General features: G+C 41.7%; 18 protein-coding genes. 13 read left to right on the top strand and 5 right to left on the bottom strand.

Features of this window, described 5'->3' with window-relative positions:
• Nucleotides 1–145 precede the first annotated feature (145 nt).
• Nucleotides 146–1,063 carry a transglutaminase-like domain-containing protein gene (locus FN732_RS07030; RefSeq protein WP_142935860.1) on the bottom strand — a complete coding sequence of 306 codons (918 nt, stop codon included), beginning with the start codon at nucleotides 1,061–1,063 and terminating at the stop codon, nucleotides 146–148.
• Nucleotides 1,064–1,071: 8 nt separating this feature from the next.
• Nucleotides 1,072–4,587 (bottom strand): 4Fe-4S dicluster domain-containing protein, encoded by a 3,516-nt coding sequence (locus tag FN732_RS07035; protein ID WP_142935861.1) that lies wholly within the window; start codon nucleotides 4,585–4,587, stop codon nucleotides 1,072–1,074.
• A gap of 155 nt (nucleotides 4,588–4,742) precedes the next feature.
• Here FN732_RS07035 and FN732_RS07040 point away from each other — a divergent pair, with 155 nt between their 5' ends.
• The 3 genes from FN732_RS07040 (at nucleotide 4,743) to FN732_RS07050 (ending at nucleotide 6,552) form a co-directional block, all read left to right on the top strand.
• Nucleotides 4,743–5,351, top strand: a complete 609-nt coding sequence (locus FN732_RS07040) for a DUF2155 domain-containing protein (RefSeq protein ID WP_185954278.1) — start codon at nucleotides 4,743–4,745, stop codon at nucleotides 5,349–5,351.
• 64 nt (nucleotides 5,352–5,415) lie between these two features.
• Entirely contained in the window at nucleotides 5,416–5,820 is a 405-nt protein-coding gene (locus FN732_RS07045) for a CBS domain-containing protein (protein ID WP_142935862.1), read from the top strand.
• The gene (locus tag FN732_RS07050; protein ID WP_142935863.1) at nucleotides 5,821–6,552 is read left to right on the top strand and encodes a segregation and condensation protein A; all 732 of its coding nucleotides are present in this window, start codon (nucleotides 5,821–5,823) and stop codon (nucleotides 6,550–6,552) included.
• 30 nt (nucleotides 6,553–6,582) lie between these two features.
• On the opposite strand, the gene FN732_RS07055 is transcribed toward FN732_RS07050, so the two are convergent.
• Nucleotides 6,583–8,112 (bottom strand): lytic transglycosylase domain-containing protein, encoded by a 1,530-nt coding sequence (locus tag FN732_RS07055; RefSeq protein WP_185954279.1) that lies wholly within the window; start codon nucleotides 8,110–8,112, stop codon nucleotides 6,583–6,585.
• Between the two features lie 265 nt (nucleotides 8,113–8,377).
• Here FN732_RS07055 and FN732_RS07060 point away from each other — a divergent pair, with 265 nt between their 5' ends.
• The 3 genes from FN732_RS07060 to FN732_RS07070 all read left to right on the top strand — a co-directional run bounded on the left by FN732_RS07060 (nucleotide 8,378) and on the right by FN732_RS07070 (nucleotide 11,132).
• A complete protein-coding gene (locus FN732_RS07060; RefSeq protein ID WP_142935865.1) occupies nucleotides 8,378–8,536 on the top strand; it encodes a bacterioferritin-associated ferredoxin in 159 nt (52 codons plus the stop codon).
• Between the two features lie 98 nt (nucleotides 8,537–8,634).
• Nucleotides 8,635–9,942 (top strand): FADH(2)-oxidizing methylenetetrahydrofolate--tRNA-(uracil(54)-C(5))-methyltransferase TrmFO, encoded by a 1,308-nt coding sequence (gene trmFO / locus FN732_RS07065; protein ID WP_142935866.1) that lies wholly within the window; start codon nucleotides 8,635–8,637, stop codon nucleotides 9,940–9,942.
• A complete protein-coding gene (locus FN732_RS07070) occupies nucleotides 9,924–11,132 on the top strand; it encodes a LysM peptidoglycan-binding domain-containing protein (protein ID WP_142935867.1) in 1,209 nt (402 codons plus the stop codon). The genes trmFO and FN732_RS07070 overlap by 19 nt, the downstream gene beginning before the upstream one ends.
• Here the strand turns inward: FN732_RS07070 and FN732_RS07075 are convergent.
• Nucleotides 11,118–12,326, bottom strand: coding sequence for a phosphoglycerate kinase (locus FN732_RS07075; protein ID WP_185954284.1), 1,209 nt, complete (start codon nucleotides 12,324–12,326; stop codon nucleotides 11,118–11,120). The genes FN732_RS07070 and FN732_RS07075 overlap by 15 nt on opposite strands.
• Nucleotides 12,319–12,960, bottom strand: a complete 642-nt coding sequence (nadD, locus tag FN732_RS07080) for a nicotinate (nicotinamide) nucleotide adenylyltransferase (protein WP_142935869.1) — start codon at nucleotides 12,958–12,960, stop codon at nucleotides 12,319–12,321. Before nadD ends, FN732_RS07075 begins: the two co-directional genes overlap by 8 nt.
• 65 nt (nucleotides 12,961–13,025) lie before the next feature.
• Between nadD and leuC the strand changes: the two genes are divergently transcribed.
• The 7 genes from leuC to dpdA are packed head-to-tail and all read left to right on the top strand — an operon-like array spanning nucleotide 13,026 to nucleotide 20,644.
• On the top strand, nucleotides 13,026–14,303 hold the full coding sequence (gene leuC, locus FN732_RS07085; protein WP_142935870.1) for a 3-isopropylmalate dehydratase large subunit: 1,278 nt from the start codon (nucleotides 13,026–13,028) through the stop codon (nucleotides 14,301–14,303).
• Nucleotides 14,304–14,315: 12 nt separating this feature from the next.
• Complete coding sequence (locus tag FN732_RS07090) at nucleotides 14,316–14,924, top strand: DUF309 domain-containing protein (RefSeq protein WP_142935871.1); 609 nt, start codon at nucleotides 14,316–14,318, stop codon at nucleotides 14,922–14,924.
• A 38-nt stretch (nucleotides 14,925–14,962) separates the two neighbouring features.
• Nucleotides 14,963–15,292, top strand: a complete 330-nt coding sequence (locus tag FN732_RS07095; protein WP_142935872.1) for a hypothetical protein — start codon at nucleotides 14,963–14,965, stop codon at nucleotides 15,290–15,292.
• Entirely contained in the window at nucleotides 15,292–16,182 is an 891-nt protein-coding gene (locus tag FN732_RS07100) for a selenium metabolism-associated LysR family transcriptional regulator (RefSeq protein ID WP_142935873.1), read from the top strand. Before FN732_RS07095 ends, FN732_RS07100 begins: the two co-directional genes overlap by 1 nt.
• A gap of 31 nt (nucleotides 16,183–16,213) precedes the next feature.
• Entirely contained in the window at nucleotides 16,214–16,633 is a 420-nt protein-coding gene (locus FN732_RS07105) for a DUF6884 domain-containing protein (RefSeq protein ID WP_142935874.1), read from the top strand.
• Between the two features lie 4 nt (nucleotides 16,634–16,637).
• Nucleotides 16,638–19,394: an ATP-dependent DNA helicase gene (locus FN732_RS07110; RefSeq protein ID WP_185954280.1), complete on the top strand. Its 2,757-nt coding sequence runs from the start codon at nucleotides 16,638–16,640 to the stop codon at nucleotides 19,392–19,394.
• Nucleotides 19,391–20,644: a tRNA-guanine transglycosylase DpdA gene (gene dpdA, locus FN732_RS07115; RefSeq protein ID WP_142935876.1), complete on the top strand. Its 1,254-nt coding sequence runs from the start codon at nucleotides 19,391–19,393 to the stop codon at nucleotides 20,642–20,644. The genes FN732_RS07110 and dpdA overlap by 4 nt, the downstream gene beginning before the upstream one ends.
• The last annotated feature ends 222 nt before the right edge of the window (nucleotides 20,645–20,866 follow it).

Below are 20,866 nucleotides of genomic sequence, written 5' to 3' on the forward strand. Positions count from 1 at the left end.
TTGAATTTCTTTAATTGTTTCATTGGTGGACACCTCCTTTTGTTGGAGTTCAAATCTTATTTTAGGGTGTCCACCTTCTTTCTGAACTTCAACACCCTTTTTTCAAATTTTTTATGTAAAAGGGAGCTCTGGAGCTCCCTAAAAGTTACTTCACTTTAACTACTTTAAATTTGGTCTGAACATCCTGGTTTGGTTTTAAATCAACCTCTTCATAGGCTTTGTACAGGTAGTTAAGTCTCTCGCCATGCTGGGGAGGATTTAGGAGAATATCCCTTCCTCTCGTTATACCGATTCTATGGTCGCAAAGGTGACCAAAATAGTACCTTCTCTTTTCAGGGTGTTTTGAAGCTTCAGAAGCATCTATTCCGTACGTATAACCCTTAGGGAAAGCCATAACCCAACAGTGGTATCCTTTTACCTCTCCATTTCCATTTATCGGAAGGCCAATTTCAAAGACAGCAGGAATTCCAGCAGCTCTACATAGAGCTATGAATAGGGAGTGAAAGTCGGTGCAGTTACCGTGCTTTGCGCTACAGGCCCATATAGCATCTCCCCTTCCCCAACCTTTTCCTGTTTTACTGTACCTCATATGGGAAACTACGTAGTTGTAAATTGCTTTCATCTTCTCAAGGTCTGTTTTCTTTCCTTTCGTTATAGCTTCTGCAAGTTTCTTGAACTTCTCAACTGGAACGAGCCTATCTGAAAGGTAGTACCTTGCAGGAACAGGACAGTTTCTCTTTGTAGGTGACACTTCCTTTCTATCTATTAAGGTCTCTATTCTGATTCTAAACGGTTCTTTAATTCCATTTTCTTTTCTTACGTAGATAAATCTGTTTCCATACTCATCTTCCTTTGTTAAAAGGTATGGGTAGGGGGAGGAAACCTCAATTTTTCTGATTTTCTGCCATCTGCTTTCGTAGGGAATGGGAATCCAGATTTCTACCAATTTGGAATTGGGTTGAGGTTTAACGTCAACAGTTTCCGTAAGTTTATAGAGAGCTCCAAGGGCTCCCTGAGAGATAAGAGTTAAAAGAAGAGTTACTGTCATTAAAATTCTATTCATTCTCCCTCCTAAATCTTTTCTATCTTTACTCTTGTACTACTGAAATCGGGAATTCCTCCTATAGGTTCAACTAATGGGAGATTGAAGAGCTTTTCATCAAGTCTTGTCAGTTTGTTCATTGTGACTCCAACGCCTCTCCTCTTATCAACCCTTGTCCAGTTTCCTCTTGCAACCTTTTCTCCTCCTAAGAGAACTTTAGGAGCTCCCTCTATGTAAACGGGTGATGCTCCGTGCTGCCAGTGGCCAAAGTGATGGGAGTAGGCAACCGTTCCCGGACGAACGAGGTTTGTAACTTTAACTTTTGTAACTACCCCCTCTTTGTTACTCTTTGAGTAAACCCTTACTCTATCTCCGTCCCTTATTCCCAATTTTTTAGCATCTTCAGGATTTACCTTAAGCTCAAAATCGGGGTCATAGATGAGAGCCTGGTTGTAGACAATAGTCCTTGACTGTGTGTGTAGTGCCGACTTGTAGGTAATTACGTTAAAAGGATACTCTTTATCTACTTCTTCAATTGGCTTTCCAAAGTAGTCAGTTGATGGATAGTATTGGAGAGTTCCCCATAGTTTTTCCCCGGTCAGTGAATTTCTGCTCGTTCCAAGTTTTTCGTTCCAGATACATACCTTTGGAATTCCAAATTTGAAGTTACCGTTTTTATCAAAGGTTTTCTCGTAAGGAACGAAAACACCTCCTCTTACAAGGACTGTACATACTCTTTCCCACTCTTCCTTTGAGAGAGTGTTTTTAAACTTTGAAACTGGATAGTTTTCATCAACAAACTTGACCTCCTCCCTTGGAGCTCTTTTAACGTTTGCATTGTATGCAAGGTTTGAAATACCCCTCAGATAATAGTCTTCAGGAGTTACAAGTGGATAGAGTTTTCCGTCCTTTCCAGGAATTGCTCTCTCTCCGTATCCAGGAAGTTTTAAGTACCTTGATACGTCGATAATAAAGGTCTCCATACAGAATGGTCTTCCATCCTTTGTTCTTCCTGTTAGCGGTTCAACGACAGGTGTTCTTACAGCTGTAAACTGGCACCCCGGAGCGTGAGGTGTCAGAAATCCATAGTGGCCTTCGAGGTAAGTTACATCGGGGACTATATAGTCTGCATAGATGTTTGTCTCGTTTATTGTCGTGTCAATAGAGATGTAGAGGGGAACCTTTCCATGGTCTTTGAGTGTTTCTATGAATCTCCTTCCTCCAGGCATGCTGTAAATGAGGTCTGAGAAGTAGGTAATAACAACCTTAGCTGGATATGGATACTTCTGGTCTATTCCAGAGATTGCGGAGACGGATAGTCCTCCCTTTGTGAATGAGAACCATGGAAGCTTTGAGGGATAGCCTTTCTTCTTAAATTCTGTTGATTTTTCGTACTTTGCCTTCTCCCTTGATATTTTTACTCCCTTGGGCTTTTTCATTCCCGGGAACTTCTTAAGGTCGTACAGACCTCTTTGCCAGCTTGCAGCTCCCCTGCCGTTGCAGAGGTAACCACCCTTTTTGTTTATGTTTCCAACGAGAGCGTTCATCATTGCAAGGGCGTAACTAGCGTACGTTCCACCAACATAGTTGCCACCTCCGTGGTAGGCGTATGCAACTGCGTACGGAGAGTGTTCCCAGAACTCCTTTGCAATTTCTTCTATCGTTTTCTCATCAATACCCGATTCCCTGGCATAGAAGGATAAAGAGTGTTTCATAACACTGTCCTTCATGAGTTTAAACGCCGTCGCGACCTTTATTCCGCTAATTTCTCCTTCCCACTCAAGGAGAGCTCTATCTACAGAGGTTGAAGGGACAGGCCTCTCTGTTTCAGGGTTAATTACCACTTCCTCTTCCCGTCTTCCTTTCAGCCCTTTTACATCCCTTACTCTGAGAATTCTTCCAGCTTCCGGGTGTTTATCGTCGACAATTACCAGGTGAGTAGCATTTGTGTAAACGTTCCTCCCTGCCCTTTTTGCAGACTTCATTGATGGTATAGAGAGGAAATCCCTGTCGAACCACCCTCTTTCAAGCATTACCCTAATAAATCCCATTGCAAGAGCTCCGTCCTTAGTTGGCCTTACAGGAAGCCACCTGTGAGCATGGGCGACTGCCTTTGGAGCTCTCGGGTCTATTAGAACAAGCTTTAACTCTCCAGAGGCTATTCTCCTTGCTATTATTGCTCCCGATGTATTTACTCCCGGCTGTTGGGCAGAGTAGATGTTTGAACCAAAGACCAACATGTACTTGCTGTTCCAGTAGTCTGCCTTAAACTCTGCCTTCTTTCCATCTGAAAGTGCATAGTTACCCATCCTAAAACCGATACCGCAGATATCGGTATGTGCCAGGTAGTTCTTACTTCCTATTGCATTGAGTACCCACCTCTTTATAAAGTGGCTTCTGCCCCCCTGAGAGCGACCTGTAAACCAGACCAACTGGTTGCGTTTAGGTCCAAGTTCCGGAGCTTCCGGGTCAACAGGGTCGTCTGAGAGAACGTCCTTTATTCCCGGATAGTACCTGTTATCCCCTATCTCCTTAAAAAGATATCCCCCTTCAGAAACCTCCCTTATGAGCTGTTCCCAGCTTATGGGCTTAAACTTCCCCTCTCCCCTTTTTCCTACTCTCTTTAAAGGTTGTGTTATTCTGTAGGGATTGTAGAGGTAATCGTTGTCCATTTGGGGTTTTGCACAAGTTGTTGCAACGGCCTTAAAGCTCCTTTCAAGAGGTGTATCGTAGGGTATTTCCTTTCCTGAACGGTTGTAAGGGTGGTATGGATTTCCATCTACTTGAATCAACTTCCCATCCTTCACCGTAACCCTAAGTCCGCAGCGGGCATTACAGGCCAGACATACCGTATTAACGATTCTGTCTCCCTTTGGCTTCTTAGTTTCTGGGTAGGAATAGGGGTTTCCATTTTCTGTCTCTGGAACTATCACTGAGTGGTGGTTTTTAAGGAGGGTTCTTCTCACTTCAGGCCTTGAGTTTAAAAGCTCGGCCAACGGCCCTTCTGGTTTGTACAGGTTCCCGAAAATAAGAGCTCCACTTGGACAGACAGAGACACACCTTGGAATATCTCCTTCCTCAATAGCTCTCTCAAAACACATATCGCACTTTCTTGCCTTTCCTCTTTTATCAATTACTATTGCATCAAAGGGGCATGCAGGAACACACTTTTCGCATCCTGTACACTTTTTCTCATCTATAACAACGACTCCTCCTTCCCTTACAGAAATTGCATCAAATGGACATGCAGAAACGCACAGATGGTCAAAGCACTGTTTGCATATCTTCTCCTGGTCAAAGATTAATTTTGCCTTTGGATACTCTCCTATTTCCCTCTCCTTTATCCAAAAGAGGTTAATTTCGGGAGTCCCATTCAGTCCGTTTTCAAGCTGGCATGCTGCCATACATGCCTTACAGCTCATACACCTTCCCTGGTCGAAAATAAGAACAGGCTTAAATACTTCAGTTTGAGCCTTTCCGATTTTTACTCTGGCACCTAAAAGTACAGTAAGTCCAGCTACTTTAAGAAACCCCCTTCTATCCATACTTTCCTCCAAGGGTTTAATTCACACGTAATTTTAGAGAAATTTCTTCAATATTATAAATAGATACTATCTATTTAACTTTCCCCTTTGATAGCTGTTGTTTAAATACCCCAACTTGGTAGAATAAGGGAAAATTTTTATTGAAGGAGAGTGCGATGAACTTAAGGACAGCACTGATAGGTTTAGCTGTGTGTTTGACTGCCTTTTCATGTGGAGAAAAAAAGGCAGAAACTTCCTCAAAACAGACTACAAAAAGTGAAGTTGCTCCTAAACCCTTAACTTCCCTCGAAGAAGGGAACCAATCCAAACTTCCTCCAGGACATCCTCCGGTGAACAAGGAACTCCCTCCTGGCCACCCTGCGGTTAACAAGGACATCATGTCAATGCACACGAGTAAGGGAATGACAAAGTTTGACCGTCCAATAAACATTCCTGAGGAGGTTCAAAAAACCTGGAAGGTTGCGACCTTAGATATCGTTGATAAGGCCTCAGGAAAGGTTGTCAAAGAGTTCAAAGCTCATAAGGGGGATACTTTAAAGTACGAAGGGCTTCAGATAAAAGTTCTCTACATTGTTCCCCACTTAGTTCTCGACAACGGCTACACTTCAGGTTCTAACGAACCTCAAAACCCTGCTGTTCTCATAGAGGTTAAGGAAAACGGAAAAACAATATACGCTGGACCTATCTACCAGAAGTTTCCATCGATGTACAACATAAACCACCCTAAGTTTGTAATTCTCCTAAAGGGTATATCAAAAGGTTAATCCCTTTATCTCTCCCTCCTAAAGCCTTATTATTAGTATTAGAATACCTAAAAAGGAGGGAGAGATGCCTGTTAAAGACCTAATAAAGAGAAAAGTTGTTGTTATTGAGCCAGACGACCCAGTAAAGCTTGCCGCAAAGAGAATGGAGGACAAGTTAGTAGGAAGCTTAGTTGTCATTGATGGGGATAAACCAATAGGAATTATTACAGACAGGGACATTGCAATAAGGGTTGTTGGAGGGGAAAAGTCTCCAGATACTCCTGTCAGAGAGGTAATGACAAAGGACCCAATAACAATTAGTGAGGATGCTTCCTTCTTTGAGCTTACAAAGACATTCAGAGATAGTGCAGTTAGAAGGCTTATAGTTGTTGATAAGGAAGGAAGGTTAGTTGGTTTAATTTCAATTGACGATGTGATGGAGCTCCTTACAACAGAGTTTGCAAATTTGATTAGTGCTATAAGGGGATAGATGGAAATAAGGGTAGAGACTCCTGTTTTTGAGGGGCCTTTAGACCTTTTAGTTTACCTTATAAAGAAGAGGGATTTAAGCATATACGATATTCCTATTGCAGAGATTACTGAGGAATTTCTCAACTACATATACACAATGCAGGAGCTCAACATTCCCCTTGCCTCTGAGTTCCTCCTGATGGCCGCTACTCTTGCAAGAATAAAGTCTGAGTACCTCATTCCTAAGGAAGAGAGTGAGGACCCGAGAAGGGAACTGGTTCAAATAATAGAGGAGTACCTAAAGTCAAAAGAGGCAGCGAAGAAGTTAGAGAAACTGGAGGAGGAGGCTTTAAGGTCTTTTACCCATGACCCTTCTGATTTGATATTTCAGTTTCAGGATAGGATAAAGATTTCAAATACTGTTAACGATTTAAAGGAGGCTTTTAAGAGGGTTTTAGAGAAAGAGGAGAGAAAAAATAAGTTTAAGATAGGTATAAGAATTTCAAGTGAGACTTTTAAGGTTTCCGATAAGATAGAAGAGATAAAAAATGAAATGAAGGAGAAATACTTAATTCCTTTTACAGAATTTTTAAGAAAAAGTTCCTGTAAGGCTGAGCTTATAACCTACTTCTTAGCGATTTTGGAGCTTTCAAGATTGGGAGAGATAACAACTTTTACAGATGGAGAAGAAATTTTCATTTCCCGCCTCTTTCCCTTGAATAGGAGTACTAAACTATTAATTGCTAAATAAAAATTTATCTTCTATAAGGTCTGTTTTGTTTTAATGCTCTCTCGAATCTTTCTGTTGATGCCTCGAGAAAATCTTCCACTCGTTTCCCTTTCCATAGAGGTTTGAATAGAAGTACAGATTAACGTAGGTTCTTTTAACGTAGTTTCTCGTTTCAGAAAATGGAATGAAAACCTCATTTAAGAGTATCAAATCTTTAGGAGTCTTGGGAAACTTAAAGAGTTTGATAGCTCTCCTCACCCTTGAAGGACCTCCGTTGTACCCAGCTGCTGCAAGTGGGAAGAGTTTAAATTCTCTAAGGAGATTGTGTATGTAGTATGAGCCAAATCTGTAGTTCGTCTCCTCATCAAAGAGGTCTGAGGATTTAAACGAAGAGACCTTTAGTTTTTTAGCAATGTATTTTCCCGTTTTTGGCATTATCTGCATTAACCCTATTGCTCCACTTCTTGAGAGAGCTCTCTTTTCAAAGAGACTCTCCTGTCTTGCAATTGAAAGGGAGTAGACGTCATTCTCGAAAACAGAAGGTTTAGGATAGAGAACTGCAAGTAAATAAGGATACTTATTTATTTTTTTCCTAAAGGGAAGGGCCAATTTAATACCCTTCTTATAGTTACCACAGAGATACTGGGCAAGGGCATTTTGGGGAGATGGCCTATCTATTAGGGAGATAACATAGCATAGATTGTTTTTGTAGAGCTCTAAAAGTCCTTTGTTCCTTAATTTTAAGCTTCTAAAAACACTCTTTCTTCCAACTAAAAATTTTTTTGGAGGAGATAGGAGAAGGGAGTAAAAATCGGTCTTTCCCTTCCATTTGAAATGCTTAACACCACAGGCCTCCTCAAGAGCCCTTACTTCTCTACTCTGTGGTAGTTTCTTTAACTTTTCGCACTGGAAGTTGAATACGTAGTACCTTGCTAAGTAGTAGTTGTATATGTCTGGAAAGACCCGTGACAGCTCAAGGGCTTTCCTGAATAGGCCGAAATCGTTCATAAAAAACTTGTCTAAAATGTAAACGGATGCCAGTCTCTTAAAGGACTTTCTTGCCGAGCTCTTCATCAGTTTTTCATAGTAAAAAAATTTCTCTGGATACTCCTTTGACAGATAGGTCAGAAAGAAAAAGCTCTCCGGAACGGTGTCCGATGCCATTTTAAAAAACTTTTTAGAAAGTTCCCTCTTTCCTGCCTTTAAAAGTGTATAGGCTAAGAGGTACCCGTAAAATGGATCATCCTTGAGATAGTCTAAGTAAAAGAGAGCCTTCCCAATTTCCCTATTCTTCGCTGCTCTCCAAACTTTTCTTCTTAAAACTTTTGGTTTAAACAGATATTCAATTTTTCCTGAATTTTCGGTTAAGATATCCTCATCTAAGGAGTTGGTCTCCTTGAAGATTTCTGAGTAGATTTCTTTAGCTTTTTCTTCACTACCAATTTCCTTTAACGCTTTAGCTATTTCTAATTTTCCATAGGGATTTTTTGGCAGTGGAAGATTAGATACTACTTCTTTCGAGCAGCTGGATGAGGAGAGTAATAGAACAACTTCCCTTAAATCTGTTTTTTCCAGTTCCAAAAATGTTTTGGAACAAAAATCCTTATTTTTGAGGCTATTTATGAATTTCCTTGCGTATTCCTTTTCTATAGCCTGACTTTGGGATATGAACAGAACAAAAATAAGAAAAATGATAATTAACAATTTGTTCATGCTTTGTATATTATATCGCATTGGGTAATTGAGTAAAACTTGGCTGAGCTAAATTATCATGATTTGTTGACTTACGTTCTACGGCTTTACTATATTCCATCCAGAAAACTTCAGAAATTTTCGGAGCTAGTTCGTGGCAGGACTTGTTTATTACTATTTTGGATGTACAGATGAAGACATTAAAAACGATGTTCTCAAACATAGAGGAATATCCACAATTGCCAGTAAGATTGTAGGGATGAAGAAGGAAGGACTTTGCCAGTGTGAGGTAAAGCATCCTGAAGGGAGGTGATGCTTGTCTGACGTTCACCGAGTTGTGAACGAAGCTATTAAAGAGATGGGAAAATCAAAAAATTTTGAAAATAAGTAAATTTTTTAACGGATGAAAATATGGAAAAGGTTATTAACGTCATAGGTGGTGGTTTAGCCGGTGTTGAGGCTGCTTACAGGGCTGCAGAAGAGGGAAAGAAAGTTGTACTCTTTGAAATGAGACCACGGAAATCCACTCCAGCTCACAAAACGGACAAGTTAGCAGAGCTTGTCTGTTCAAACACTCTTGGTGGGATTGATATAACTACACCAAGAGGCCTTTTAAAGGCAGAAATGGAAAAGATAGGTTCATTAATTATAGAAGCGGCCAAGAAAACGAGTGTCCCTGCCGGCGGAGCTCTTGCAGTTGATAGGGAGAAGTTTTCAGAGTATATAACAGAAAAAATAGAGAAAAATCCAAATATAGAAGTTATTAGAGAGGAAATTACCGAAATTCCAAAAGAGGGAGTAACAGTTGTTGCAACTGGTCCCTTAACCTCTGATAAGTTTTCAGAATTTTTGAGAAATTACTTAGGAGAGGAGGAGTTCCACTTCTACGATGCCATTTCTCCAATAGTTTATGCAGATACTATCGACTACTCTAAGTGTTTCTGGGGGTCAAGGTACGGAAAGGGAGGGGACGATTACCTTAACTGTCCTATGACTAAAGAGGAGTACGAGAGGTTTTACAGGGCTCTGATGGAGGCAGAAAAGGTTCCTCTGAAGGACTTTGAGAAGGCCTGTTACTTCGAAGGGTGTATGCCAATAGAGGAGATGGCAGAGAGGGGAGAAAAAACATTACTCTTTGGTCCTTTAAAGCCTGTTGGTTTAATAGACCCAAGAACAGGAAAACAGCCTTATGCAGTTGTTCAGCTGAGAAAGGAAAACAGGGAAGGAACTCTTTTAAATTTGGTAGGTTTTCAGACAAAGCTAAAATATCCTGAACAGAAAAGGGTCTTTAGGCTCATTCCGGGCTTAGAGAATGCAGAATTTGCAAGATACGGGAGTATCCATAGAAATACGTTTATAAATTCTCCAAAACTCCTTATGAGAACTCTACAGCTCAAAAAGAACCCTAACGTCCTCTTTGCAGGCCAAATAACGGGAGTTGAGGGCTATCCTGAATCTGCTGCTACAGGTATAGTTGCAGGAATCAATGCATCGAGGTTGGTTGAGGGGAAAGATGCAGTCTATCCTCCAGAAACAACAATGATTGGGGCTCTCCTTAAGTACATAACATCTGCTGACCCTAAACACTTCCAGCCCATGAATGCCAATTTCGGCCTTCTTCCTCCTCCTGATAGGAAAATAAGAGGTAAACTTAACAGGAGAAAGTATTTAGCTAAAAGGGCTTTAGAGGATTTAGAGAAATGGTTAGGAAGTTTATAGTTTCCCTTCTTCTTTCAGTTTTCCTATTTTCTAATGCACTTTCCAACGTTTATCAAATTAACATTGTCAAGGAAAGAAAACAAAAGAAAAGTAAGAATAGTTTCATTCTTTACGTAGTAAAAAAAGGTGACTATCTCTCAGAAATTTTAGAAAAGTTTTCTATTCCTCTTAAATTTCTCTACCGTATAGTAGAAATGAACGGTATAAGAAACCCTAACTTTATCTATCCTGGCCAGAAATTAAAAATACCTTCATTCTCCCTTACAGGACATAAAGCAAGAAAAATTAACTCTGATACGTATGAAAAATTGGATTTGCTCAGGAAATTGGGAGCTAAGATAGATGATAAGGGATACATATTTTTGGGAGATAGAAAGATTTCTCTTAGGAAAAATCCAAAAATTATAGTGGGAAACCGTGAGTATTTAGTAGATTTTGGGAACCTGTCTGTAAAAGATATCAAATTTTTAACTTCAGTAGGAATTAATGTTTTGGAACCAAAGCAGTTGGGAAAAATCATCGATAAATTTATAGAATCCAATTTCTCTCAGGTTTTAAAGAATGGAAAATTTATTCTCGGAGCAAGTGACATACTCATCTACAAGTACGATTACTTAGTCTATGATACAGTCTCTGGGAGGAGGATTGTTATTAATAAGGAACCTGATACTCCACCTGCCTTAAGAGGACTTTTAAACTCCTACGGAATTTATGTTGTTGAACCTAAGTTTGTTAACCCAAACCCATCAGAGGGACTTGGTAAACTGGTAATTTTAAAGGGAGAGGGAATAAGCAAAATTTCCAACCTCCTGTTTCTACTAACCGGAAAAAAATTCAAAAGGATAGAGGACGGAGTTATCTTTCCAGACTTAAAAATTGCAGTGGTTTACGATTCAATAACTCCTGAAGAGTCTGTAAAGCTTAAACTTGAGGGAAATAGAGTTTCTGTTTTAACAGGAAATTTCCTCTACGATGTCAAGAATATTCTCTCGTTGGTTCCAGTCGCCAACAAGGAAGTAGTACTTGTTCTAAATGAACCTCCAGAGACAAACGGTAAAAGAGCCCAGTTTAAGAAGAGGGGACTTCTCATAACAACTCAAAAGAGGACCTGGTTTATGGTTGACGATGTGGAGAAACCGGAGGAGATACCTTACCTCCGGTACAGGGGCGTAAATTTAATTTTCTACTGATTTATCTGTAAGGGCAACAACTCCAGGGAGCTCCTTTCCAGCTAAAAACTGAAGGAAAGCACCACCTCCGGTTGAAACGTGGTCAACCTCGTGCTCAAGGCCTAAGAGCTCTATTGCAGCAACGCTGTCTCCACCTCCGACTATTCTCAGGGCCTCCTTGTGTTCTGCAACTATTTTTCCTACTGCCATCGTTCCGAATCTGAACTTCTCGAACTCAAATACCCCCATAGGACCGTTCCAGAGGATTGTTTTTGCATCCAACAGGGCCTCCTTGAAGAGCTCAACCGTTGCAGGTCCTATGTCAAGTCCCATCATGTCGTTAGGAATCTCCTTGTATGTTGTGAGTCTTGACTTAGCAGTTGGGGAGAACTCCTCGGCATTGTTGCTGTCAACTGGTATGTAGAACTTAACTCCGTTCTGGTCTGCTTCCTCCATGATTCTTTTTGCAGTTTCAATAAGTTCCTCTTCTACCAAGGACTTTCCTACGTTGTAACCTGCCGCTTTTAAGAACGTGTATGCCATTCCGCCACCTACGAGCATCTTATCAACAATCTTTAGCAGGTTTTCTATGACCTCAAGTTTTCCAGAAACTTTTGAACCTCCAATAATTAGAACTAATGGCCTTTCGGGATTATCCAGAGCTCTCTGCAGGTACTTGATTTCCTTTTCAAGTAAAAATCCTGCAACTGCAATCTTCACAAACTTTGTTATTCCGTAAGTTGAAGCGTGCTTTCTGTGGGCAGTGCCGAATGCATCGTTAACGTAAATGTCTGCAAGTTCTGCAAGTTTCCTTGCAAATTCGGGGTCGTTCTTCGTTTCCTCAGGGTAGAACCTGACGTTTTCAAGGAGGGCAACTTCTCCAGGCTGGAGCTCCTCAACAACCCTCTTAACCTCCTCTCCGACACAGTCAGGGATGAACTTTACCTCCTTCTCAAGGAGCCTTGAGAGCCTTTCGGCAACAGGTTTTAAGGAGAGCTTAGGGTCCCAACCCTTAGGCCTGTCCAAGTGGGAGCAGAGAATTACCTTTGCACTGTGGTCCAACAAATAATTAATTGTTGGGAGGGCAGCTCTTATTCTCTTGTCGTTCTGAATTACGCCATTTTCAATGGGAACGTTGAAGTCAACCCTAACAAACACCTTCTTTCCTTTTAGCTCCTCAGGGGGAATATCCCTCAGCGTCATCTTGTTAAACATTTTCCTGTAGGCCATTCTCCCACCACCTCCTGATTTCTTCCTCTACAACTTCTGGAACCAAGTACTTAATTGATTTGCCCAATTTTAACCTTTTCCTTACTTCCGTTGAACTGATTTCCAAGAGCCTTCCCTCGTAAATGGCAACTCTCCAGTTCCTTTCCTCTACATTTCCCCTTTTAAATCTCCTTACGGGAATTTCTACCCCTATTCTCCTTAAAATCTCCTGTGGATTAAAGTCATACCCAGGACGGGAGAGAATCAGGATTTTTGAAAGTTCTAAAATTCTTCTTGGCTTCTTCCATCTATCAAAAGAGAGGAATGAGTCTGCTCCCATTATAAAAATTGGTTCTTCGTTGTACTTTTTTCTAAATTCCTCAAGAGTTTGATACGTGTAGGAAACTCCCTCCTTTTTTACTTCGTAGTCCCAAACGGAAAAGTACCTTTCCCCCTCTACCGCCATCTGTAGAGCTCTCAACCTCACCTCTGGAGGGATGAGGAGCTCCCCCTTTAGAGGCTGAACGTAGGCTGGAACAAAGATAACCTCTGAAAAATTAAAGTCCTCCAAAACGTCCCTTGCCAGTATTAAGTGACCGTTGTGAACTGGGTTAAAGCTTCCTCCAAATAAAGCCCTCATTTATGGAAAATCCCCTGCCGTTGCTATAATTTCAAACCCTACAAATCCCTTAAAGGAGTTGCCAGATGGGAATGACAATTACACAGAAAATATTAGCAGACCACGCTGGGAAGAAGGAGGTTTACCCCGGCGAACTCATAATGTGTAAGGTTGATGTTGCACTTGCAAATGACGTTACGGCTCCCATAGCAATAAAACAGGTGAAAGCCTTAGGAGCAAAGAAGGTCTGGGATAGAAAGAGAATAGCCTTGGTTCCTGACCACTTTGTTCCAGCAAAGGATATAAAGGCAGCAGAACAGGTCAAGATGATGCGGGAGTTTGCTAAAGAGTTTGAAATTGAAAACTTCTGGCCTGAGGGAAGGGTCGGTATAGAGCATGCTCTTTTACCAGAACAGGGAGTTGTTGTTCCCGGAGATGTTGTAATAGGGGCAGACTCCCATACATGTACGTACGGAGCTCTCGGAGCATTTTCAACAGGAGTAGGTTCAACCGACATGGCCTACGCCTGGTTGACGGGGGAAGTCTGGTTCAAAGTTCCGGAGCAGATGAAGTTTATCTACTACGGTAAGAGACAAAGATGGGTTGGTGGTAAGGACATAATCCTCTACGTAATCGGAATGATTGGAGTTGATGGAGCTCTCTACAAGACAATGGAGCACACCGGAGAGGCTATAAGGGAGCTCCCAATGGACGATAGGTTCACAATATGCAATATGGCAATTGAGGCTGGTGCGAAGAACGGAATTATCGAACCGGACGAAAAGACTGTTGAGTACGTGAAGGGAAGGGCTAAGAGACCTTACAAGCTCTACAAATCTGACCCTGATGCCGAGTACTCAGAGGTTTACGAGATAGACGTTTCAAAAATAGAGCCTCAGGTTGCATTTCCCTACCTTCCATCAAACACAAGACCTGTGACGGAGGCAACCCACGTAACAATTGACCAGGTTGTTATTGGTTCCTGTACAAACGGTAGGATTAGCGACTTAAGAATTGCTGCAAAGATACTGAAGGGTAAAAAGGTCAATCCGAACGTTCGCTGTATCGTTATACCAGCAACTCAGGAAATTTACAGGCAGGCCCTTAAGGAAGGATTGATTGACATATTCTTAGATGCTGAGTGTGTCGTATCGACTCCAACATGTGGTCCGTGTCTTGGTGGGCATATGGGAATACTTGCAAAGGGAGAGAGAGCTGTTGCAACTACAAACAGGAACTTTGTCGGAAGAATGGGGCATCCAGAGAGTGAAGTTTACCTTGCATCACCTGCAGTAGCAGCTGCCTCAGCGGTTTTAGGAAGGATAGCCCACCCAGATGAAGTTGTTGGAAGTGAGGAACAGTAAGGAGCTTTTTGAATGGACTTTTTTGAGATTAGAAACTGGTTTGCCCATAACCTCTGTGACTATTTGAGGGAGAAGGAGGAGAAGGAGCTGAAAAAGCTCCTCTCCGTAATTTCCATTTTTGAGGATGTTGAGCCTCCAGAGGAGAGTGTCCTTAAGGAAGTTTCTGAGGAGGCTCCAATTTTTAAGTTGGAGGGAGGAAAGTTCACCATCTCAGAGGACCCCTTTACTGTAGATTACGTAAGAGAAAAGACTGAAAAATACTGGGAATTTTTAAAGGAGCTCTCAGAAAACTTTGAACCGGTAGGGGAAGACCTTAAAAAGAACGTTGAAATAGCAAGGGAGCTCTTTAAAAAGGGGCTCTACTTTGAAGTTCACGAAATTCTTGAAGAGGTCTGGATGGGGGAGTTTGGAGAGTACAGGGACTTCCTTCAAGCTCTAATTCAGATAGGAGTTGCCTACTACCACAGGGAGAACTACAACGAAAGGGGATTTAAGCTCTTGCTTGAAAATGCACTTGAGCTTCTGTCGTGTTACAATGGTGAGGTTTTGGGAGTTAAAGTTGATAAACTGAAAGAGGATATTAAAAGGGCTAAGGAGGAGGGAACGTTAATAGAATTTTGATAGAATTTAAACTGATTTGAATTTTATTGGGGGATGATATGGCAAGGGTTAAGAGCTTTTCAGACGGCCTTGCAAAGGGTCTTGGTTTAGGAGCAACAATTGTAGGACTTTACATGATGACAATGTTTTCCCTTCTTCCTTTAGGAATTTTCTCAAAAGTGCTGAATTTAAAGGACTTCTTTGGCCTTAAAATTGGAATTGCAGCTGTTTTTTCTCTGATAACTTTTATTTACTACGTTCGCTATGTTAAGTCCCTCAAACTCCCTCCTATTGTTTGGGGATTTGGGGCAATGATTTCTCTAATTATGTCTGGTGTTCTAATGTTCGTAACCGTCGATGTAATTCTTAAGCTGATAGGACTTGAGTAATGGACATTAAACAGTTAGAGGTTTTTGCAAGGGTTTTTGAGAATAACAGCTTTTCAAAGGCGGCCCACAAGTTGGGTCTATCCCAACCTACCGTTAGTGCCCACATACAGAACTTAGAGGAATCTATAGGTAAAAAGCTCTTTGATAGGGTAGGTAGGAGGATTGTTCCTACACAGGAGGCAAAGATTCTATACAGACACGCCGTCGAAATTTTGAAAAAGAGGGATGAGGCCCTTTCGGAGCTCCGCTCCCTCAACGGTAAGGGATTTTCAGGCCTCGTCAGAGTTGCAGCAAGTAACATACCTGGGGATTACTTCGTCCCCCACATGCTAAAAAGGATAAGGGAGAAATTTCCAAAGGTTCTCTTTAGAGTTGAGATTTTAGATTCGAGCAAGGTTCTAAAGGCCTTAACGGAGCAGATTCCAATCTACGACTTGGGTTTTGTTGGAATGGAGCCTCAGAATAAGAGGCTTGAGTCAAAAAGGATTCACGATGATGAGATTGTCCTTATAGCTCCTCCGTACTTTAAGAAGGAAGAAGTGGAACTTAAGGAGGTTCTCCAACTTCCACTCCTTTTCAGGGAGGAGGAATCTGGAACGAGGAAAACGGTGGAGGGAGCCCTGAAGGAGTTGGGAATAGGAGTGAGCTCACTCAACGTTGTGGCCTACCTTGGAAGTAATACGGCAATAAAGGAGGCTGTAAAGAAGGGAATAGGGTTTGGTCTCGTTTCAAGGTACTCCGTTCAGGACGATGTTAAGTGTGGAAAGTTAAAAATTGTTAAGGTTAACGGATTGAATATAAAACGCTTCTTCTACGCGGTTAAGAGAAAGGACATTACTCCCCTTCCTGTTGTCAAGGAAATCTGGGATAGGTTGGAAAAACTCCTCTAATACCTTCCTGCCGGTTAAACGGAGTGAAGAGTTGAGATTGGCTTTGGTAACGGCCTGTGGGGGAAAAAAAGAAGGGACAAAGAGAAAGGCCGGGCTTCTCTACAAATCTGCAAGGATAAGACACCTCTATAGGAAAAGTAAGGAACTTAAGATTCCGATGTTTATAATCAGTGCAAAGTACGGTCTTGTTTCTGCAGATGATGAGATAGAACCCTACGAAGCTGTGATGACCGATGAGAGGTGCAGGGAGCTCCTTCCGACACTTTTAAAAAAATTAAAGGACTTTGACGTTGTTATCTACTTTCGGGGAGGGGCAAGGAAGGAGTACTACAACTGCATAAGGGAAGCGGTAGATACTTTAAAAAAGGAACTTGTGGTCTTTGGCTACGGAAATATGGGGGATATAGGGAAACTCCAAGGGATAGTAGAAGAGGTTAGAAGTCGGGGATGAGGTGTTGTTAAACAGGGAGCAGTTGGACGTTGTTAACTTTGAAAGGGGAGTTTTACAGGTCATTGCAGGGCCGGGAACTGGAAAAACAGAGGCACTTGTCAGCCGGGTTGTAAACCTCTTAAAGAAAAAGGTTCCTCCCTCCTCTATTATGGTCGTTACCTTTACGAGAAAAGCTGCTGAGGAGTTCCTCTCACGGCTCCTTTCAAGCTGCCGTAAGGAGAACGTTGACCCTGTAGGGATTTACTGTGGAACCCTCCACTCCCTCTGTTTTTCCATTTTGGAGGAGTTTGGGTACGGTGAAATTTCAAAAAAGAAATTGGTTGAGGAATTTGGAAGGGACGTTCTAATATTTGACCTGTTTAAAAACGTTGGATTTGAGAAGTTTGAAAACCTATTTGGCTTTATTTTCGGTGATAAATGGAAGGAAAAGAGTGAAAGGCAGCTCTTTGAAGCTCTAAAGGGTCTCATAGATAGGATTTCCCTCTACAGTGTAGACCTTGAAAGGCTGAGTTCGCAGGGAAGGGTCGGCTTGGAAGCAGCAGAGGCCTATAGAATCTATTCAGAATTCGTGGAGAGCAGGAGTTTCATTGACTTTAACGGAATAGAGAAGCTCTTTTTAGAGTTCCTCTCCTCCAATCAGGGAAGAGAATTTCTCTCTAAAATCTCCCACCTTTTAGTGGACGAATACCAGGATACAAATCCCTTAGATGAGGAGATTTACTTTAAGATAGCTGAAAATTGTGAAAGTTTTGTTGTTGTGGGGGATGAGGACCAGGCCCTTTACGGATTCAGGGGAGCTACCGTTAACAGCTTTATCCTCTTTGAGGAGAGGGTAAGAAGAAAACTGAAAAAGAGGTTCAAGAAAGTTTTTCTTAAGAGAAACTACCGTTCAAATCCTGACATCGTTGATTTCCTCAACTACTACATAAACAGCTTTACCGAGCTCCGCCGTGTCGATAGAAAACCTAAACTGAAATGTGAGGCTAATACCGATTTTAAGGAAAGGTCGGTCGGTTTTTTTATAAGAAGGAGAGGGGAAAATTTAGAGGACTTTGTCAGTCGGTTTGTCAATCTCCTTGAAAAACTTGTTGAGTATGAAATTGTAGGGAATCCTTCGGACTGCGTCCTACTGGTGCCTTCGGCAAGGGAAAGGGAGGGTTCCTTTGTTGAAAAACTAAAGGCCATTTTGGAGAGAAGGGGAATTAAGGTCTACAATCCGCGGTCAAGGAACTTCGGAAGAAAAGAGGGAGTAAGAAGAGTTATTGACTACTTGGAGTTTATAGTAGGAAGTACGGACCAGTTAAGAGGGGTAGATTCTCTAAAGGAGGAAATTGAAAAACTGAGAGAGGAGTTTGAAGAAGGAAATTTGGGACTCCTTGACTCCTACTACGTACTGCTCTCTCTTCTTGACGTTCCAAACTCTGAAAATCCTGAGGAGCTCTTTGACTACTCCCACCTTTCACAGTTTATATCCCAGTTTGAAAGCGTTTACAGTAGAGGTGAAATTCCAGAGAAGTTCTCGTCGGTTTTTATTCCGTTTTTAGAGTCAACCGATGAACCGGAAGTTCCCCCTGACTACCTTCCCGAGGACCACCTTCCGGTAATGACGATTCACCAGGCAAAAGGCCTCGAGTTTCCGGTAGTCTTTCTTGCCGTTGACTATTTGAGAGAGGACGAGAGGGAGGTCACTTTAGATATTGTAAGGGAGGCCGTTCCAGAGGAGGTGAGGGAGCTCCTTCCTCCAACTCCAGACTTTGAAACTGTTAAGAGAAAGCTCTACGTTGCCTATTCAAGGGCTAAAAACCTCCTCATCATCGTTGATGGAAGGGAGAGAAGAAACAGGAGTGATGACGAATCCTCTCTCTATCCCGATGGGAACTTGAGGAGTATAAGGAGTTATTCAAAGGGTTCCTCAGAAAGGTTGGACTTGAAAAAATTCAAAAACAGACATTTTTCGAAGGAAAAGTTTCTAAGGCCTAAGGTATACTCCTTTACAGGTGATATTGTTTCATTTCAGATATGTCCGAAACAGTACGCCCTTAAGAAATTCTTTGGATTCTCTCCAACAAACTCAGTTCAAGAGTGGTTCGGAACGGCCATCCACAGGACGTTGAGGCAGGTCTACATCTTCTTTAGAGATAAAGGAAGAATTCCAAATGGAGCAGAAATTGAGGAGCTCTTTAAAAGTGTTTGTGACTACTTGAAGTTGGAGGGAATCAGTCCAAGTGATGAAAAGAGGAAAAAAACTGCCTTAAAGGTTGTCAAGGCCTTTGTTGAAAGGGAGGGAGAGGAATTCTACAGTAATTTGAGGGGAGTTGAGTACAAGGTAAGTATTGAAAGGGACGGTTATCTAATTCAGGGAACTATCGATGCCATCGTTGAGGGAGAGGACGGTTTGGAGATTTGGGACTTTAAATCAATGAGGAACTTAGAGAGAACGGGGAGACTCAAACACTTGGAGCTCTACAAAAAACAGCTCCTCTTTTACAGTATCCTCCTAAACAAAGAGAAGGTGAGTAAACTTGTCCTCTACTTCCTCAACGAGCTTCTTGAGGACTCTTCAATGGAAAAGTTTGTATTTCTCCCGGAGAGAGCCGATGAGTTCTGGGAGGAGATTAGGGGAATTATTGAAAAAATTGAGGAGTGCAGAAGTAGAAAACACTGGCCTTACGCCGATTCAGTAGATGAAAATACCTGTAAGGTATGCGACTTTAGGTACAGCTGCTCAACCTGGAAAAAATACAGAGAGGAGCTCCATTGAAGTACTTCCTTCCCTACTGGGAGGACTGGGTTCACGCCGATTTTGACCCGACTTCCGACACCTACTCAGGCGGCTTTAAAAATGCCCAGTTTACCCATGAGATTTTTGAAACTCCTCCTTACGATGGTATTCTCCTCAGCCTTGGAATGTTCGAATTCAAACTGAAACTCCTCAGGGTAGATGGGAAACCCACAATAAGGGGATTTGAAAACGTAAGGGACTACTTGAGGCTTCATAGGTTTCCTGAAATTCCCGTCATGGGGGACTGTGGAGCCTTTACGTACGTCAATGAAAAGGAGCCGATTCTTAAGGTTAGCGATGCCTTAGAGACTTACTCAAAACTCTCCTTTGACTACGGAATTTCAGTTGACCACATCTGCTCAGAGTGGATAACTGTTGAGAGGGGAAAGGAGGAGCTCTTCTCCTATACAGAAGAGAAGGAGAGCAGAGGAAAGCTAAAAATTAAACTCTCCGAATCCGAACTTGAGTGGAGAAGGCAGTTGAGTTTAAGGAACGGTGAGGAGTTTTTAAAAAAGGCTGAGGGATTTCATCCCATCGGCGCAGCCCAGGGTTACTCAATACCTTCCTATGTTGATAGTGTCGGAAGTTTGATTGATATGGGTTACGACTTTATAGCCATTGGAGGATTGGTTCCAAGGAGGAGCAGTTTTATATCAGAGCTCCTTTTGGAACTCTCCAAAAAAGGACTTCTGAAGAAGGCGAGGTTTCACCTCTTAGGGGTTTTGAGGGAGGAACTCCTTCCTCTGATGAGAGAGTTGAAAATCTACAGCTTTGACAGTGCTTCATACCTTAGAAAGGCCTGGCTTAAGGCGGTAAGCAACTACTATGGAGTTGACGGAAGGTGGTACTCATCCATAAGGGTTCCCGACTGCAAAAATAGAAGGCTTTTAAACAGGACGAAAGGACTTCCTTCCAATATTGATAAAGTAGAGAAAAAAATCCTCAAAGGTTTGAGGGATTACGATAGGGGGAATTTAAAAAACTTTGAAGAGCTCTTGGAAGAAATTGTTGCCTACGATAAACTCTTTCTAAGAAACGAGTTTAACGAGGAGAAGTACAAGAAACTCTACAGGGAGCTCTTAGAGAGCAAAATCTGGAAGAGGTGTGACTGTCCCATTTGCAGGCAGTTAGGAATAGACGTTGTGATTTTCAGGGGGGCAAATAGAAATAAAAGAAGGGGATTTCACAATGTTTGGTTGTTTTATCTCTTCCAAGTGAAAACTTCTTAAAATTACCTCTGGTAGACGAGCTTAAAACACGCAGAGAGTGAGTGGCTAATTATAAAGAATTTCCTTAGAATTTTATTTTATTGCTATAATTAATGTTCGTATAACCTTTATTAACCTAATGGAGAGATTAAGTTGAGGCTATTTAGCCTTCGTACTTTTGTATGGCTTGTTAGTGTATTAAGTTACGTTATACTATCCCTATTTTTAATTTACTCTCTTAAC

The sequence above is a fragment of the Balnearium lithotrophicum genome (assembly GCF_900182585.1).
Taxonomy (GTDB): Bacteria; Aquificota; Aquificia; order Desulfurobacteriales; family Desulfurobacteriaceae; genus Balnearium; species Balnearium lithotrophicum.

Coding starts and splice junctions, on each gene's coding strand:
- FN732_RS07100 (WP_142935873.1), top strand. CDS start 15,292: ATGGACATTAAACAGTTAGAGGTTTTTGCAAGGGTTTTTGAGAATAAC.
- FN732_RS07030 (WP_142935860.1), bottom strand. CDS start 1,063: ATGAATAGAATTTTAATGACAGTAACTCTTCTTTTAACTCTTATCTCT.
- FN732_RS07075 (WP_185954284.1), bottom strand. CDS start 12,326: ATGTTTAACAAGATGACGCTGAGGGATATTCCCCCTGAGGAGCTAAAA.
- FN732_RS07095 (WP_142935872.1), top strand. CDS start 14,963: ATGGCAAGGGTTAAGAGCTTTTCAGACGGCCTTGCAAAGGGTCTTGGT.
- FN732_RS07050 (WP_142935863.1), top strand. CDS start 5,821: ATGGAAATAAGGGTAGAGACTCCTGTTTTTGAGGGGCCTTTAGACCTT.
- trmFO (WP_142935866.1), top strand. CDS start 8,635: ATGGAAAAGGTTATTAACGTCATAGGTGGTGGTTTAGCCGGTGTTGAG.
- leuC (WP_142935870.1), top strand. CDS start 13,026: ATGGGAATGACAATTACACAGAAAATATTAGCAGACCACGCTGGGAAG.
- FN732_RS07040 (WP_185954278.1), top strand. CDS start 4,743: ATGAACTTAAGGACAGCACTGATAGGTTTAGCTGTGTGTTTGACTGCC.
- FN732_RS07045 (WP_142935862.1), top strand. CDS start 5,416: ATGCCTGTTAAAGACCTAATAAAGAGAAAAGTTGTTGTTATTGAGCCA.
- FN732_RS07035 (WP_142935861.1), bottom strand. CDS start 4,587: ATGGATAGAAGGGGGTTTCTTAAAGTAGCTGGACTTACTGTACTTTTA.
- FN732_RS07070 (WP_142935867.1), top strand. CDS start 9,924: ATGGTTAGGAAGTTTATAGTTTCCCTTCTTCTTTCAGTTTTCCTATTT.
- nadD (WP_142935869.1), bottom strand. CDS start 12,960: ATGAGGGCTTTATTTGGAGGAAGCTTTAACCCAGTTCACAACGGTCAC.
- FN732_RS07090 (WP_142935871.1), top strand. CDS start 14,316: ATGGACTTTTTTGAGATTAGAAACTGGTTTGCCCATAACCTCTGTGAC.